The organism is Achromobacter sp. SD115 (genome assembly GCF_017355315.1).
Lineage (GTDB): Bacteria > Pseudomonadota > Gammaproteobacteria > Burkholderiales > Burkholderiaceae_B > Achromobacter > Achromobacter xylosoxidans_B.
Window position 1 is genome coordinate 132,017 of record NZ_JADIJM010000002.1, and the last position, 14,487, is coordinate 146,503.

Consider the following 14,487-nt stretch of genomic DNA (forward strand, 5'->3'; position numbering starts at 1 on the left):
AAGCCTCAAAGCTTGTGCACCCATCGCAAAACGAAGCGATTGCCTTCAGCCCTGTTCTCCGCGCCTGACTCGAAGTACAGATTGGCGTACAGGATGTTGTTGCGCGAGAACGAGTACATGGCTCCGGGACCGATGCCGAATACCTGTTCGCGTCGACCGGAAACGGCGTTGCCGTTGACTTTGGTGTCGGTGAATTGCTTCAGCCAATAGCCGTTGATGCCGGCGTGCAGCTGGTCCGTGAACGCATAGGCGGCGTTGAAGTTGATGTGCACAGCCTGCCCGGCCTGCACGTTCTTGACGTCCGCTCCGTATAGGGCCGGCGACGGCGCATTGTTCTTGGCGTTCCAGAGGTAGTGCGCGTTCCACGTGACGGTGGTCCTGGGCGTGAGCCATAGGGTTGCCGCCCAATACGGGTTGACCGACCAGAAGTTTGCTCCGGGATTGATGGCGCGGTCCTTGTTGTATTTGCCGGTGGGCAGTACGACGTCCAGCTCCAGCCGGTGGGCGAATATGGGGCCGTTCTTTCCCATCAGCGGTTCGAACTGCAGGAAGGCGCCGGCCCGAAGGTCGGCAACGCCATCCTGTGCCTTGAGCACGGCATTGTTCAGGCCGTCGTTCACCTCGGCCTTGGTAAGCACCGGCAGGATGAAGCTAAGGCCCCAGTTGACGTTCTTCGAGGCGCCGTCCTGGTAAATCAGCTGCAGCGCCGTGGCGTCGACGCTGGTGGTGGATTTAGGCAGGCCGATCTTGTCCCCGCGGCTGTCGGTAATCCTGCGTCCTTCGTAGCGGGATGAATAAACCGATGCGGACCATCCCGGCCCGCCGGGAATGGGAGCGCCGTCATAGAAGGTGGTCAACCCCAGGTTGACCGTGGGCAAGTCCCCCGCTTGCGCGATGCCGGCAAATAGGGAAAATCCGCACAATGAATGTGCCAGGACACTTTTCTTTGGACAAGACGCTACCAAACAGCTCATGAAGATCTGCTCCGCTGGAATTGTTCTTTGAGGAAAATGCGCTTCGAACGGGATGCCTGCATGCCGGCCCCGGACCAGATCGTCCGGCCGGTTTCAGGAGATGAAGCCGCGCTTCATCAGTTCAGAAAGTGATCAGTCGCTGCCTGCGTCCGCATTGAACATGTCCCGGTGCAGCAGCCACTTCCCGTCCACGGACTTCCAGATAACCAGGTAGCGGCCCTTCTCGACCACTATGGGGTCGCCCGCGGGCGTTCTTGCATAAAGCTCATAACTGCCGATCTCGTTGGCCTCCTGCCCCCTGCCCTCCACTTCGACCACCTGGAATCTCGCCCCGGTGACGCCCATCCGAAAGACCTGCTCGAAGAAGCCGCCAATGGCCGCCTTGCCGTGCAAGGTCGGCTGCCCGTTGGGCATCAGCCGGGCGTCCTCGGTGTACAGCGCGATCACCTGCGCCACATCTGAACGTTCAATTGCCGCCGCCAGGGAGTGCTCGGCCGCCTGGATCTGCTCATGCAGTGTCATGTGAGTTTCCATCTGATCTCTCCCGATTCAAGGTCGTTGGAACTCTACCGGCGAGCCGCAGCCGTGCCATGACAAAAGACGGTCATATGCTGCCAATCCATCAGCCCGACGGGATTCCTGCGCTCCATTCGCCATGGTCCGAACGGCATGGCCAGCGCAGCTCGCCAATGAGTACGGCCGTCAGGCAGGGAAAAGAGAGGAAGGGAGATCGCCCTGCGGCGGATCTTCCCTATCGATCAGCGCTCTTCCTGGGCATGCTGCGCCCTGGGCGGGAAACCGAAATGCCTGATGAAGGCGCGGCGTAGCTGCTGTTCGCTGCTGAAGCCGCATTCCCTGGCGATCTGTTTAAGTGAGAGATGCGCTTCGCCAAGGCGGCGGTTGACTGCCTCGACCCGGAACAGCTCGACGGTTTTCGCCGGCGTGCGGTTCACGCGCTCGACATAGCGCCGCGCGAAGGTGCGCGGCGTCATGTTGGTCTGCGCCGCGAGCGCCTCGACGCTCAGGTCGGCGGCAAGATTGTTCAGCATCCAGGCGTGCAGCGCGCCGAAATCGGCGCTCGCTCCGGACTGGCTGGCAAGTGGCGCGGAATGCTGGGCCTGGCCCGCCGGGCGCTTGAGAAAGACCACCAGGAGCTGGGCGATTTCGATGGCGGCGGAGTAGCCGCGGTCTTCCTCGATGAGCGCCAGGGCCATGTCGACCCCGGCGCTGAAGCCGGCGGTACTCCACAGCGCATCGTCGCGCTGGATGGGTCGTACAAGTCAAGCACCTCGCGGTTGGCGCCGGACAGTTGCCTGCCGTCGGCGAAGGAGCCGTGGCGGCGCGTGAGGAAGGAATCGACGCTCGCGAGTCTTGCAGTCGTGGGTGTGCTCAAGGGTATTTCCTCCGGTTGATCGGCCCAAGGGCCATTACCGCCAGGAGGCTATCCGGAGGCGCCGCTGCCATCTTGACTCAGCGTGCAACTCATTCTCAGGGGAAGGGTCGCGCCGGGGACATATGCTCGATATTCCCCTTCCTGGCGTTCAGTCGAGTGGTTGGAAGTTGGTTTTCTGAACGAATGCCTGGTAGCGCTCGGACGCAGCAGCCAGATCCTCACCGTACTGTTTGGCCTGCTTGAAGTCTGGCCGGTACTCAAGGATCCGCAAGGCGTTGAGGACACTGGCCTCTCCCATCGCCTTCTGCACGGCCTCCTGCATTCGGAGAATGGTCTTCTCCGGCGTTCCCTTTTTCGCAATAATGCCGATGGATTCCTCGAAAACGAGATCGCCATAGCCCAGTTCAGCAAGGGTTGGGACCTCGGGCGAGAATGGGGAACGGGTAGCAGTGCTCACAGCCAGGACCTTGACCTTGCCGGCTTTTGCGAGCTCGACAAAATTGCTCGACAGGTTGATCGCCACGTCCACTTCGCCAGCCAGTACCGCTTGGGTCAGTTGGGGACCACCCCGGTACAAGATGGGCTCCAATGCCAAATCCTCGGCTTTCGAGAGCAAGTTACCGACGAAGTCAGTCCCGCTCCCACGGCTGGGTACACCGAAGGTGCCTCTCTTGGTCTCCTTGGCCCAGGCGACGAATTCCTTGAGCGTCGAGAACGGCGAATCGCTGCGCGTAACCACTGAGACGTGGTAGTCGCATATCTTGCAAACAGGAACGAAGTTGTTTGGATCGTAGGAGAGTTTCTTGTAGACATGGGGAAAGGACGCGAGCATGGCAGCCGGTGTCAGGCCAAAGGCTGATCCGTCGGCAGCCTGGTTGCCCAGCCAGTCCAGGGCAATTCTGCCTCCCGCGCCGGTCTTGTTTTGAACCACTATGGGCTGATTGAGTTCGCGCTGCCCTGCCTCGGCCAACGCCCGGGCCACCAGGTCAGGTCCACCGCCGGCGGGAAAGCCTACAACCAGGGTAATCGGTCCATTCGATTGCGCGTGCGCAGCGACCGGGCCAGTCAGCGCGGCGCCAACGCCAGCAAGGCGTACGGCAACGGCGCTGGCCCCGATCTTCGTCAAGAAATCGCGTCTTGTAGACATCTGTGTCTCCTCACAGTTAGTAGGTCACATGGGGGATGAGGCCGTTTTCAGGGCTCCACGACGTTGAAAAGCGGATCGAACGAGTCCAGTCCCGCCAGGAGAGAAAGGACAGGCCCGGCATTGCCGTCGATCCGGACGTCGCCGCTGTCGACGGCCCCTGAAAAGCCGGTTTCTGCCTGTAGCGCCTGAAATAGTCCCGCGCGCGTGGTCTGAAGCACGGCGTCGGCCGCGTCGCCGTGCGATCCCGGGCGATGGCTCAGCGCGCCATTGCTGAGTGTCACTTTGGTGCAGCTCTGCTCGTCGGTCATGTGCCAATCAAAACGGATGGTCTGCCCCTCGACCGCCTCGCCCACGACACGAATGGCGATGAAGTCAAAGAACAGTGGCATCGGCAGCTTGGACACCACGCCAGGACTGATGCGGTTGCCATCCTTCTCGCGCGGCCGCAGACCCTCGCGCAGCTCGCGCGCGCCGAGCAGATATGCATTGCGCCAGGTGGCTGATTCCGCTTGATACCCCAATTGCTCGAAGGCATCGGCGCAGAGTTCGCGCGCTGCCCTGTTCGCCGGATCGGCAAACACCGCATGGTTCATGATCTGGGCCACCCAGCGGAATTCTCCGCGCTCAAAGTCTTCACGGGCGCGGGCAATGGCGCGCTCCGCGCCTCCGGCGTACTCAATGTATTTGGCCGCGGCGGCACTCGGCGGCAATGGGTTCAGGTTGACGGGATTTCCGTCGTAGGGACCCATGTAAAAGGCATAGATCGCCTGCACGTTGTGCACCACCGCGCCGTAGTACCCCCGGGTGTGCCATTGCTTGGACAAGTCGTTGGGCATCATGAGCTGCTCGGAGATTTCCCGAGGCGTCAGCCCGTGGCTCATCAATCGAAGCGTCTGATCGTGGATGTATCGGTACAGGTCACGCTGTTGGCTGAGATACGTGATGACCTTTTCCTGGCCCCAGGTAGGCCAATGGTGCTGAGCCAGACATACGTCTGCCTGGCCGGCGTAGAGCTCCACACTCTCGTCCAGGTAACTTGCCCAAGCCAGCGCATCGCGCACCTTTGCGCCGCGGAGGGGACAAAGATTGTGCATCGTGTGGCACGCATTCTCGGCCATGTTGAGGGCGCGCATCTGCGGGAAGTAGAAATTCATCTCCGCCGGCGCTTCCGTGCCCGGGGTCATCTGGAAGATCACCTCGACCCCATCGATCACCATGCGCTCATTGGTATGGGTGATCAGGCGCGTAGGCGGGATCAGACTGGAGGTTCCGGTGCCCATGCCCTTGCCCAACCCGCTGTCCACGTGAGCCTGCGGGCCGGGTTCCAGGTAGGTGCCGAACTGAAATTCGGCGCGTCGGCGCGATGGGATGCCGGCGAGCAGAGACTCCGACATGACCTCTTCCATGAAGCCTTCGGGGGCAATGATCTGCACCCGCCCTGCTGCTACATCTTCCTCGCTGACCACTCCCTTTACGCCGCCATAGTGGTCCCGATGGCTGTGGCTATACATGACGGCCACCACTTTCCGCGGGCCGAAGTGCTTTTCGTACAACTCCAAGGCGGCGCGCGCCGGTTCTTCGAACGTCAGCGGATCGATGACGATGAGACCGGTGTCCCCTTCGATGAAGGTGATGTTGGCGAGGTCGAAGCCACGCACCTGGTAGATGCGGTCGCAGACCTTGAACAAGCCGTGGATCTTGTTGAGCCGGGACATGCGCCACAAGCTCGGATTCACGGTGAAGGGAACATATGCATTGTCGAGAAAGGAATACTCCTTTTGGCTCCAGACCACCCTGCCGCTGGCGTTGCGGACCGTTGCGTCTTCGATCGTGCCGATGAAACCCCGATTGGCATCGTCGAAATCATCGGCATCCGAAAAATCCAGCGATGAACGCAAGCGTTCCTGCATGGAGACCGTGCGCGGGTGCGCTTCCTTGTGCCGGCTGTTGGTTGTGTCGTGGTTCATGTTTGATCCGCCAATGGCATGGGTCAGGCGCTAGCCTGGGTGTGGGTGAAGTCCAGCACGGTCCGTCCGACACCGCGGTGCTGGTCCAGGTCTTGGAGAATGTTGCTGATTTCGCCAGGGGCTTTGACTGTGATCGGGGGGGCCTGCAGCTTGCCGGCCTTGGCAAGCTCGACTACGCCATGCAGGTCGCTCAAGGTCCCGACGAATGAACCGACGATGGCGATGGACCTCTGGGCCACGGGAGGCATGGGCAGAGCAACTTCGCCGCCGTGCAGTCCCACCAGTACGTATGTTCCGCCTTTGCGCAGGACGGAATAAGGCAGGTTGAAGGTCGAAGGCATGCCCACAAAATCAATGGCGGCAGCCAGACGTCCCTCCGTGGCTTGGTTCAGTGCGTCGCGCGCCTGCAGGTCGTCGCTGCGGACCGTTCGGGCAGCGCCCTGCACCTTCGCAGCATCCAGTTTTGCGTCGTCGATATCGCAGGCCACGATGTTCCGGAACCCCATGCCCTTCAACATGGAAATCGCAAGCAGCCCGAGACCGCCGCAGCCGACGACGGAGATCCAGTCGTCTGTGCGCATTTGCGGGATGGCTTTCGCAATGGCCGAATAGCAGGTGACACCGGAGCAGGCCAGGGTCGCGGCGAATGCGTGGTCAATGCCGGAGACGTCGACCAGATATTTCGGATCCGGCACGAGCAGGTGCGTGGCAAACGCGCCCGGCGTGGCGATGCCCACATTTTTAGGGGTGGCGCACAGCGTGGACTGGCCTTCATCGCAGGCCCAGCACTTGCCGCAGCCGATCCACGGGTAAACCACCCGCCTGTCTCCGACGGCCACTCCGCGAGCGTCCGGGCCAAGCGCCTCGACGATGCCCAGCGGCTCGTGTCCCAGCGTCAGCGGCGGATTCAGACCCCGGTCCTTGAGATAGGCGCGTTTGCCCTCCCCCAGATCGAAGTAGCCGTGCCAGAGGTGGACGTCGGAGTGGCAGACGCCGGAATGCGTGATCCGGACCAGGATCTCGGTTCCAGAGGGTTTGGGCGTTTCGCGCAGGCGGACCTGCAAGGGTTTGCCGTGTTCGGTTACTTCATAGCTCAGCATGCTGTCTCCAATCTGTTGCGTCGTAAGGCGGCGCCATTCATAAATTCCAGTTTAAGTCACGTGACTTATAAAAAGCAATCAGGTGACTTAAAAATGAAATGCGCCTTACAATCGCAACAGATCTGACACTGCGCTCCAGTCATGCCTACACCTGCCAAAGCAAGTCCGCCGACGACCAAACATTCGTCTCGTGTGCCAGCATCGAGAGGGAAAGAGAGTGCCGCCGCCCTTATCGCTACCGCCCAACGCCTGTTTGCCGAGCGCGGCATCGATGCCGTTTCGTTCCGGGAGATCGCACGAGAAGCGGGGCAGAAAAATAATTCCGCCCTCGCCTACCATTTCGGATCCAAGGAGGCCCTGATTCAGGCCATCCTTGATGCAGGGATGCAAGAGGTCAACGTATTGCGCAATGACTACGTCGATCAGCTCTACACATCCGGGAGATACACCGATTTGCGGGCATTGGCCGAGGCGCTGGTGTGGCCGCTTGCGACCAAGCTTCTGACTGAGAAAAAGAAGACATACAACCGCTTTCTTGCTGCCGCGCAGTTGCATCCCGACATTGACTTGGGCGCAAGTTCCACAGAGGTGGACCGGGGCTTTCGACGGGTCTATGAACTGCTCGAGGCGGCACTGCCAAACGTTCCCGGACCGATCCTGAGACAGCGCTGGCTCGCCAGCATCAGCTTCATGATGTTTGCTTTGGCCGACTATGAGCGTCTCAGCGCCAGGCGCAGCAAATCCGGGCAGTCATTCGACATTCATCGCGCTATCGAGAATCTCATCGACATGCTGACGGGAGCGTTGGCGGCGCCCGTCTCCGTGGAAGCTGCGAGTCGCCTCACGAGCCCGATTCCTCCGTCTGACAATCTGGCCGTCGACGGATAGCGCGCCTCCAACTAGGGAATTGGCGGATCGAACGCGGCCGCATAGATCGCCAAGGCGTCAGCCTGCGTAACTTCGCGCGGGTTATTCATCAGCAGGCGGGTTTGCAGCATGGCATCGCTGGCCATGCGCGCCAGGTCGTCCTGCTGCACCCCGACCTCCCGCAAGCTGCGCGGGATGCCCGTGTCGGCGACCAGCTTTTCAAAATAGCCGGCAAGCGCCGCTGTCTTGGCCTCGTCGCTGCCGCTAGTGCCGGGCACGACTACCTCGGCGATCTGCGCATAGAGCTTACTGGCGGCCGGCGCGTTGAATTTCAACACGGGCGCAAGCACCAGCGAATTCGACAGTCCGTGTGGCACGTGGAAGATGCCGCCGATAGGATATGCCAGGGCATGTACGGCGCCGACCGGCGAATTGGCGAAGGACTGGCCGGCAAACATTGCGCCCAACAGCATGGCTGCACGCGCTTCCCGATTCTTGCCGTCCTGGCATGCACTCAGGATGTTGCGGGACAACAGTTCCAGAGCCTTGATGGCCAGCATGTCCGATACGGGGTTCTTCAGGCGGGCTGAAGTGTAGGCTTCTATGGCGTGTACCATCGCGTCGATCCCGGTGTAGGCTGTGGCCGCGCCAGGCAGTCCGATGCTCAGCTCCGCGTCAAGGACTGCGAGATCTGCGTACAGCTGCGGCGCGACCACGCCCATCTTGGTGGTGCCTCCGGTCGTTACGATGGATACCGCCGTCACTTCCGAGCCGGTACCGGCGGTAGTCGGCATCTGCACCAACGGCAGGCGCGGGCCGGCCACCTTGCCCACGCCATACATGTCTTCCAGCGACTGCTGGCCTGGCAACAGCACGGCCAGCAGCTTTGCCACATCCATTGATGAGCCGCCACCCAGTCCAAGCACCACTTCGATATCTGCCTTGCGGGCGCGCTTGGCGGCTTCGAGCACGATGTGCGCGGGGGGATCGGCGATCACATCATCGATCACGGTAACCTGCCAATGGTGCTTGGCCAGATCAGCCAGAGCCGGGGCCAGGAGACCGCTCTTGTGCAGGAAGCCATCAGTGACAACGCACAGCCGCAGCAAAGACGGATATTGCTTGCGCAGAATCGCGCCCAGCTGGCGCGCCCCGCCGAATTCGGAAATGATCGTGGGAACCGTCTGGAAGTGAAATGAGTTCATGGAACTGTGCATCAAGGTTGTTGTAGCGTTTCGCGCAGGAAGGAGGCCGCCCGGATTGTCATGGTGCGCCCGGTGCCGATACGGCCCGCGGATGTGACGATGCCGTGCGCGTGCGCAGGCAGGTGGTGATGCTCGACGCGCACGCCGGCGGCGATGGCTCGTGCGGCATAGGCCACTCCTTCGTCGGCCAGCGGATCAAGTCCGCAGCTGAGCAAGAACATCGGCGCTAGGGACAAGCGTGGGGCCAATAGCGGGGAAAGACGGGGATCGTCCCAGGCCGTGCCGGGCCCGACGTAGTGGTTGCGGAACCAGCGCATTGAACCAGCGGTCAGCGGGAAGCCGGAGACAATGCGACGGTACGACGCCGTATCGCCTCGCAGATCGGTCACCGGATAGAACAGAACCTGCGCCCGCAAGCAGCAGCCTTGCGGCAACGGCTCGTCCGAGTTCGCCAGAACCGCGGCCAGGTTTCCGCCCGCGCTATCACCCGCAAGCGCCAGACGCAACGGGTCAATTCCGAGCGTCTTGGCATTCTCGACGAGCCAGCGCAACACCGCCGAACAATCTTCGAACGGCCCGGGAAACGGATGCTCGGGAGCCAGGCGGTAGTCGACGGCGTATACCGCGGCTTCGCTTTCCCTGGCCAGCAACCGGCAGACGGCGTCGTGCGTATCCAGGCTGCCGATCACCCAGCCTCCGCCATGCATGAAGAGTACCGGGGGCAGCATTTCCGCCGCGCTGCCGCGATATTCACGCACGAGTATCGTCCCCCCATGGACGGGGACTTCATGATCACGGACCACGGCGCATTCGGTACGCGGCAAGCCGTTGGCTTCACAGCCGCGCGCGTAATTCTCGCGCGCAGTGGCCAAGGGGACATCCTGGAAAGAGACCTCCCCGTTCTCGCGGTAGGCCCGGATCAGATCGCGCGCATCCGGGGCAATGGAGGACAAGGGGATACTTTCAGCGCGTTCCGCGAGGGGTTTGCTCATCTCGATGCCCCCTCGCCCATCCACAGGTAGTCGTCCGCCTTCCAGCGTACGGCGGCCCGGTATTGATCCACTGTCCCGGACCAATTGTTGATGACTTTTCCCGCCTTGTTCTTGTACCAGCTGGAGCAATCGGATGAAAACGCCGACGTGGCCATATCCGCCTGCAGCTTGCTATTGAAGTCGTGAAATACCGGAGGTTTCACGGCCAGCGCCGCGCCCTGGAGTTCGGCAGCCCGTAATGCTTCGATGATGTAGTTCTGCTGGATTTCCAGCATGGTGATGATGGAGTTGTGGTTCAGATTGGTGTTGGGTCCATAGACCAGGAACATGTTCGGGAAGTCCGGAACAGCCATGCCGAGATAGGCTGCCGCGCCCTCTTCCCAGGCGTGCGACAGGTTGGAGCCAGCTGCGCCGCGTATCGTAAGGTCACCGTGAAACGCCTGGCTGGCGAAGCCCGTACCGAAAATAACGGTGTCGAAAGGCAATTCGTCGCCGTCGGCAGTCACTATCCCCTGCGCGTAGAAGCCCTTGATCGGGCGCGTTTCGAGCGTTACGTTGGGCCGGGCGAGCGCCGGATAGAAATCGTCGGAACGCAGGATGCGTTTGCAGCCCAATTCGTAGTCCGGAGTCAGTTTGGCGCGCAGCTGCGGATCGGCGACCTGGGCGGCCAGGTGTTGCCTGGCGATGCTGACGCCCTCTTGTTGGTCGTGGGTGCCGATTTGCGTGCGCCGGAACCCCCTCTCGCGAAAGTCGTGCAGTTGCTTGCGCGAGGCCTCGAATGTGCTGGGGTCGGCCTCGTAGGCGTCCAGCTGTTCTTCCGTAAAGACCTGCTGATTGCGCGGCATGATCCAGTTTGCCGAACGCTGGAAGACAGTCAGATGCGCAACTTCGGGAGCAATCTCGGGTACGTACTGCACGGCCGATGCGGCGTTCCCGATGGACGCCACGCGCTTGCCCCGCAGGGCTGCGCCTTCGTCCCAACGCGCCGAGTGGAAAAACTTGCCCCGGTATACGTCCAAGCCTTCAAAAGCGGGAATGGAAGGCTGATTCAGCTGACCCCAGGCCGGCACAAAGAACGTCGCCGTGCAGCGCTCGCCGTCAGCCATCTCGAAGCGCCACACGCCGTTCTCCGTATCCCAGCGCGCCTCGGCAACCTCGCGATTCAGGCGCAAATGGGCGCGCAGGCCAAAGGCGTCTGTCAGCCGGTTCATATAGCCCAGCAGTTCTTCGCGGCCAGCGTACATGCGGCTGACCCGCAGGTGCGGGAAAAACGAATAGCAATAGAGATGCGCCTCGGTGTCGCAGGCGGCACCCGGATAGTTGTTATCCAGCCAGACTCCGCCAATATCACTGGAGCGCTCAAGGATGACAAAGTCTTCGTCGCCATTGCGGACCAGCTGGGCCCCCATGCCCAGGCCGCCGAAGCCGGCGCCGAGTATCAGGGTACGAAAATGCGGAATGCGTTCGCTCATGATGGTTCTACTCCAATTGAATCAGGCGCCGTGGCGCTCCAGGTGGGCGCGGTCCACCTCGTGCAGGGAAATGTTCCTGGTTTCCGACAGCAAGCCGAGCGCCAACAGCGACACCACGACGGTTCCGGCCAGGTAGACAACGATGGGACCGGTGCTGCCGAAGTCGCGCAGCAAGACGGTTGCGACCAGCGGCGCGATGGAGCCCGCGACTATCGTCGCTATCTGGTAGCAGAAGGACGCGCCCGCATATCGCATCGAGGTCGGGAAAATTTCCGAGAAATAGGCCGCCTGGGGGCCATAGCACAGCGCCTGGAAAAAGAGTCCCAGGCAAATGACGCCGAGTATCTGGATGTTGGAGCCGGAATCCAGCCCGGGAAAATACAAGAACGCCCAGACCAGCAGGCCTGCATAGCCCAGCCCGATGCACGCCTTGCGTCCGATGCGGTCAGACAGATAGCCGCCGAACAACATGGAGAAGAATTGCAGGATGTTCGCGACGAACATGATGAACATCACTGTCTGCGCAGGCAGCTTGGCATGGACGGTGAGATAGGTGATCGAGAACACGACAATGATGTAGTAGACGGTGTTTTCGCCCACGCGCAGAAGGATGCTGAAGATGGACTTTCCGGGATAGGCGGCCAATGCGTCCTTGAGCGAGGCCGCTTTCTTTTTGGCCGCCTTTTGCCGGAGATAGGTCTCCACAAAAATCGGCGCGTCTTCCACGGACCGGCGGATGTAATAGCCGACAAACACGATGATTCCGGAGAGCCAGAACGCCACGCGCCAGCCCCAGTCGAGGAATGCCTCCTTGGACAACAGGGACGAGAGGCTGAACAGCACGATCGACGCCAGAACGTTGCCTATGCACGCCGCCGATTGCGGATAGCTCGCCCAATAGCCACGCCGGTCAGGAGGCGAATGCTCGGAGATCAACAGCACCGCCCCACCCCATTCGCCGCCGACGGCAAAGCCCTGGATGAATCGCAGCAATACCAGCAGTGCTGGCGCCGCGAAGCCGATGGCCTGGAACCCGGGCAGGCATCCCATCAGAAAAGTGGAAGATCCAACCAGCAGCAGGCTGAACTGCAGCAGCTTCTTTCTTCCCAGCCTGTCACCGAAATGGCCAAAGACGATGCCCCCCAGCGGCCTGGCGACGAAGCCGACCGCGTAGGTCGCGAACGCTGCGATGATGGCGCTGAGCGGGCTGTCGACGTTCGGGAAGAACAAGGGGCCAAAAACAAGTGTGCTGGCCACGCCGTAGATGAAGAACTCATACCATTCCGCGACCGTGCCGGCCATCGAGGCCGCCACCACTTTCTTGATCCCGCTGGTCTCTGCTTTTTCTGGTGGATTTCCGTCTATGGGAGCGACGATCCCGCTGCTGCTGATGGCCATGCCTATCTCCTCCTGGTAACCGCATTTCTATGTGTTTGGGTTGAGGCGCGATCGTCCTTCTTGATCGCGCTCAAATGAATATGGAATAAAATCCATGCAGGAGAAGGAAGCGTATCGCCGGCCCAAACGCGGCGTCTTGCACCAAAGCGCAAGTGACTTGCTCCAGGCTGCAAAGAGATTCCCCCAGGAGAGACACATGCAGTTGGTTTTCGATGCTCGGCAACACGAGCTTCCGCAGCGTCGCGATCTATGGCAGGAAGCGCTATGCAGCGCCTACATAGCACTGGATGCCGAACTGCCGGGTACAAATGGTTATCAAGGCAGTTTGTGCAAGGCGGATTTCGGCCCGGTATCCATCACCGACATCCAGCTGTCTCCACATAGGATCCGGCGGCGCAAGCAGCATCTTGCTCGGCTCGACAAGGACTGCTACTACTTGCAAATCCTCCAGAAAGGCCGCGCACAGCTCGCCCAAGGCGGTCACGAGCTGCCGTCAAACCCCGCGGTCGCGGCATTGTTCTATTCTGGCGAACCCTATGACCTGCAATGCCTCGCCGAGATGCGCGCGCTTTATCTGGAAATTCCAAGGGAAAGCCTGAAAAGCCGCATGGCGCGCCAGGATCTGCCGATTGCAGGCAATGTCAGTATCGGTAACGGTATTGGCAAGCTCGCCGCACAGTTGTGCGCGAACTTGGTCGCGGAAAGCCTGGCCATCGCCGCGACCGACAAGCCGCGGCTCGGCGCGGAATTGCTGAACATCGTCGCTCTCGTGCTGGATCGAGACCCGGTTCCGGACACCGATGGCGACCCGCACCGGTTAGCCCGGTTGAGCTTGATTCAATCCTGGATCGAACAGCATTTGTCGGACCCCGGGCTGTCGCTGGAAGCAATCGCCAAGTATCACCACATCTCGGTGCGGTTGCTGCATCATCTCTTCCGCGAAGTGGGCGCCTCCCCCGCGGATTGGATCTGGAGCCGGCGGCTTCAGAAGTGCCATGACCTGATCTGTTCTCAGCAGGAATTGCACCGCTCTATCACGGACATTGCGTACTCGCTGGGCTTTAGCAGCTCCTCGCATTTCAGCAATGCGTTCAAGGCGAAGTTCGGCATGCGCCCCAGCGAAGCGCGGCGCAAGTAAGCCGCGGCCGCTGATCGGCTTGGGGCGCCCTAGACGCCATGGCGGTTCAACTTCAGCGCGGCCCCAACACTTCGGCCAGTTGCTCGCCCTGCGGCATGCCGTTGAACTTCTTTATCGAGCCGTCGTTCTCCCGGACCACGATGCCAGGCGTGCCGCGGAAGCCGGTCGATATCATCAGCATGTGGTTGTCTTCGAGTATCCGGAGAATCTCGTCGGGGACGCTGGCGGCGGGCTTGATGCCGCCCTGGTCAAACTTGTGTTCGTTCTCAGTCAGCGCGGCCGATGGATCGGACGCGCCAAGGATCGCCGCCGCCTTGGCTGGGCTGTCTGCACGGATCACGCCTACGAGCAGATGGCGAAGTTGGACTTTGCCTGCCTGCACCCAGGGACGAGCGGCTTCCCAGAACTGGTGGCAATAGGGACAATTTGCATCGGAGAAGGTATAGATAATGCGGGGCGCGTCGGATTTTCCATCCTGCACCCAGGTAGCGGACTCCAGTTGGGCCCAAGTCTTCTCGCCCATGGGCTTTTCAACCAACTCGCGAAGCTTCGCCCTGTCGATCGGCTTGCCATTGGCGTCCAGGCGCGTACCCACGATAGCGTTGCCATCGCTGGTGACATAGATCGCAACGGGGCGATCTTCTGCCGCGCCCGCGAACGCACGCAAGCCGCCTTCCACCTCGAATTCTGCGATGACGGCGAGGCCTTGCGCTTCCAATGCATGGATGGCTGGCGGCCGGTTCCCGTTCTGCGCCTGGCTGTAGCCGGCCGCCAGCATGAGCGGGATGGCTGCGATCGACGAAAAACGCATACGCAATGCAAACATGGTTATTC

At 61.2% G+C, this 14,487-nt stretch carries 13 protein-coding genes; 2 read left to right on the forward strand and 11 right to left on the reverse strand.

Annotated features, from left to right (window positions below; all coding sequences use genetic code 11):
* Positions 1-5: 5 nt before the first annotated feature.
* The 6 genes from IPU70_RS02945 to IPU70_RS02970 all read right to left on the reverse strand — a co-directional run bounded on the left by IPU70_RS02945 (position 6) and on the right by IPU70_RS02970 (position 6,581).
* Positions 6-878 (reverse strand): transporter, encoded by an 873-nt coding sequence (locus IPU70_RS02945; RefSeq protein ID WP_242702297.1) that lies wholly within the window; start codon positions 876-878, stop codon positions 6-8.
* A gap of 228 nt (positions 879-1,106) precedes the next feature.
* Entirely contained in the window at positions 1,107-1,496 is a 390-nt protein-coding gene (locus tag IPU70_RS02950) for a DUF4440 domain-containing protein (protein ID WP_207464817.1), read from the reverse strand.
* 236 nt (positions 1,497-1,732) lie between these two features.
* Complete coding sequence (locus tag IPU70_RS02955; protein WP_207464818.1) at positions 1,733-2,188, reverse strand: helix-turn-helix domain-containing protein; 456 nt, start codon at positions 2,186-2,188, stop codon at positions 1,733-1,735.
* Between the two features lie 327 nt (positions 2,189-2,515).
* On the reverse strand, positions 2,516-3,514 hold the full coding sequence (locus IPU70_RS02960; protein WP_207464820.1) for a tripartite tricarboxylate transporter substrate binding protein: 999 nt from the start codon (positions 3,512-3,514) through the stop codon (positions 2,516-2,518).
* A gap of 47 nt (positions 3,515-3,561) precedes the next feature.
* Positions 3,562-5,481, reverse strand: a complete 1,920-nt coding sequence (locus tag IPU70_RS02965) for an alkyl/aryl-sulfatase (RefSeq protein WP_207464822.1) — start codon at positions 5,479-5,481, stop codon at positions 3,562-3,564.
* A 23-nt stretch (positions 5,482-5,504) separates the two neighbouring features.
* Entirely contained in the window at positions 5,505-6,581 is a 1,077-nt protein-coding gene (locus tag IPU70_RS02970) for an alcohol dehydrogenase (protein ID WP_207464824.1), read from the reverse strand.
* A 141-nt stretch (positions 6,582-6,722) separates the two neighbouring features.
* On the opposite strand from IPU70_RS02970, the gene IPU70_RS02975 reads away from it, so the two are divergent.
* Positions 6,723-7,469 carry a TetR/AcrR family transcriptional regulator gene (locus IPU70_RS02975; protein WP_207464825.1) on the forward strand — a complete coding sequence of 249 codons (747 nt, stop codon included), beginning with the start codon at positions 6,723-6,725 and terminating at the stop codon, positions 7,467-7,469.
* Between the two features lie 11 nt (positions 7,470-7,480).
* Here IPU70_RS02975 and IPU70_RS02980 read toward each other — a convergent pair whose 3' ends face one another.
* Genes IPU70_RS02980 through IPU70_RS02995 form a run of 4 tightly spaced genes read right to left on the reverse strand, consistent with a single transcriptional unit; the run spans position 7,481 to position 12,515 of the window.
* Positions 7,481-8,653, reverse strand: coding sequence for an iron-containing alcohol dehydrogenase (locus tag IPU70_RS02980; RefSeq protein ID WP_207465323.1), 1,173 nt, complete (start codon positions 8,651-8,653; stop codon positions 7,481-7,483).
* An 11-nt stretch (positions 8,654-8,664) separates the two neighbouring features.
* Positions 8,665-9,645, reverse strand: coding sequence for an alpha/beta hydrolase (locus IPU70_RS02985; protein ID WP_207464827.1), 981 nt, complete (start codon positions 9,643-9,645; stop codon positions 8,665-8,667).
* Positions 9,642-11,117: an NAD(P)/FAD-dependent oxidoreductase gene (locus IPU70_RS02990; protein ID WP_207464829.1), complete on the reverse strand. Its 1,476-nt coding sequence runs from the start codon at positions 11,115-11,117 to the stop codon at positions 9,642-9,644. The genes IPU70_RS02985 and IPU70_RS02990 overlap by 4 nt, the downstream gene beginning before the upstream one ends.
* A gap of 21 nt (positions 11,118-11,138) precedes the next feature.
* Positions 11,139-12,515, reverse strand: coding sequence for an MFS transporter (locus IPU70_RS02995; protein WP_207464831.1), 1,377 nt, complete (start codon positions 12,513-12,515; stop codon positions 11,139-11,141).
* Positions 12,516-12,711: 196 nt separating this feature from the next.
* Here IPU70_RS02995 and IPU70_RS03000 point away from each other — a divergent pair, with 196 nt between their 5' ends.
* Positions 12,712-13,653, forward strand: a complete 942-nt coding sequence (locus tag IPU70_RS03000; RefSeq protein WP_207464833.1) for a helix-turn-helix domain-containing protein — start codon at positions 12,712-12,714, stop codon at positions 13,651-13,653.
* A 52-nt stretch (positions 13,654-13,705) separates the two neighbouring features.
* On the opposite strand, the gene dsbG is transcribed toward IPU70_RS03000, so the two are convergent.
* Positions 13,706-14,479, reverse strand: a complete 774-nt coding sequence (dsbG, locus tag IPU70_RS03005; RefSeq protein ID WP_207464835.1) for a thiol:disulfide interchange protein DsbG — start codon at positions 14,477-14,479, stop codon at positions 13,706-13,708.
* Positions 14,480-14,487: the final 8 nt, after the last annotated feature.

Bases quoted from the DNA above. Each gene is read 5' to 3' on its own strand.
- IPU70_RS02950 (WP_207464817.1), bottom strand. From the start codon at position 1,496: ATGACACTGCATGAGCAGATCCAGGCGGCCGAGCACTCCCTGGCGGCG.
- IPU70_RS02955 (WP_207464818.1), bottom strand. From the start codon at position 2,188: ATGGCCCTGGCGCTCATCGAGGAAGACCGCGGCTACTCCGCCGCCATC.
- IPU70_RS02960 (WP_207464820.1), bottom strand. From the start codon at position 3,514: ATGTCTACAAGACGCGATTTCTTGACGAAGATCGGGGCCAGCGCCGTT.
- IPU70_RS02965 (WP_207464822.1), bottom strand. From the start codon at position 5,481: ATGAACCACGACACAACCAACAGCCGGCACAAGGAAGCGCACCCGCGC.
- IPU70_RS02970 (WP_207464824.1), bottom strand. From the start codon at position 6,581: ATGCTGAGCTATGAAGTAACCGAACACGGCAAACCCTTGCAGGTCCGC.
- IPU70_RS02975 (WP_207464825.1), top strand. From the start codon at position 6,723: ATGCCTACACCTGCCAAAGCAAGTCCGCCGACGACCAAACATTCGTCT.
- IPU70_RS02980 (WP_207465323.1), bottom strand. From the start codon at position 8,653: ATGAACTCATTTCACTTCCAGACGGTTCCCACGATCATTTCCGAATTC.
- IPU70_RS02985 (WP_207464827.1), bottom strand. From the start codon at position 9,645: ATGAGCAAACCCCTCGCGGAACGCGCTGAAAGTATCCCCTTGTCCTCC.
- IPU70_RS02990 (WP_207464829.1), bottom strand. From the start codon at position 11,117: ATGAGCGAACGCATTCCGCATTTTCGTACCCTGATACTCGGCGCCGGC.
- IPU70_RS02995 (WP_207464831.1), bottom strand. From the start codon at position 12,515: ATGGCCATCAGCAGCAGCGGGATCGTCGCTCCCATAGACGGAAATCCA.
- IPU70_RS03000 (WP_207464833.1), top strand. From the start codon at position 12,712: ATGCAGTTGGTTTTCGATGCTCGGCAACACGAGCTTCCGCAGCGTCGC.
- dsbG (WP_207464835.1), bottom strand. From the start codon at position 14,479: ATGTTTGCATTGCGTATGCGTTTTTCGTCGATCGCAGCCATCCCGCTC.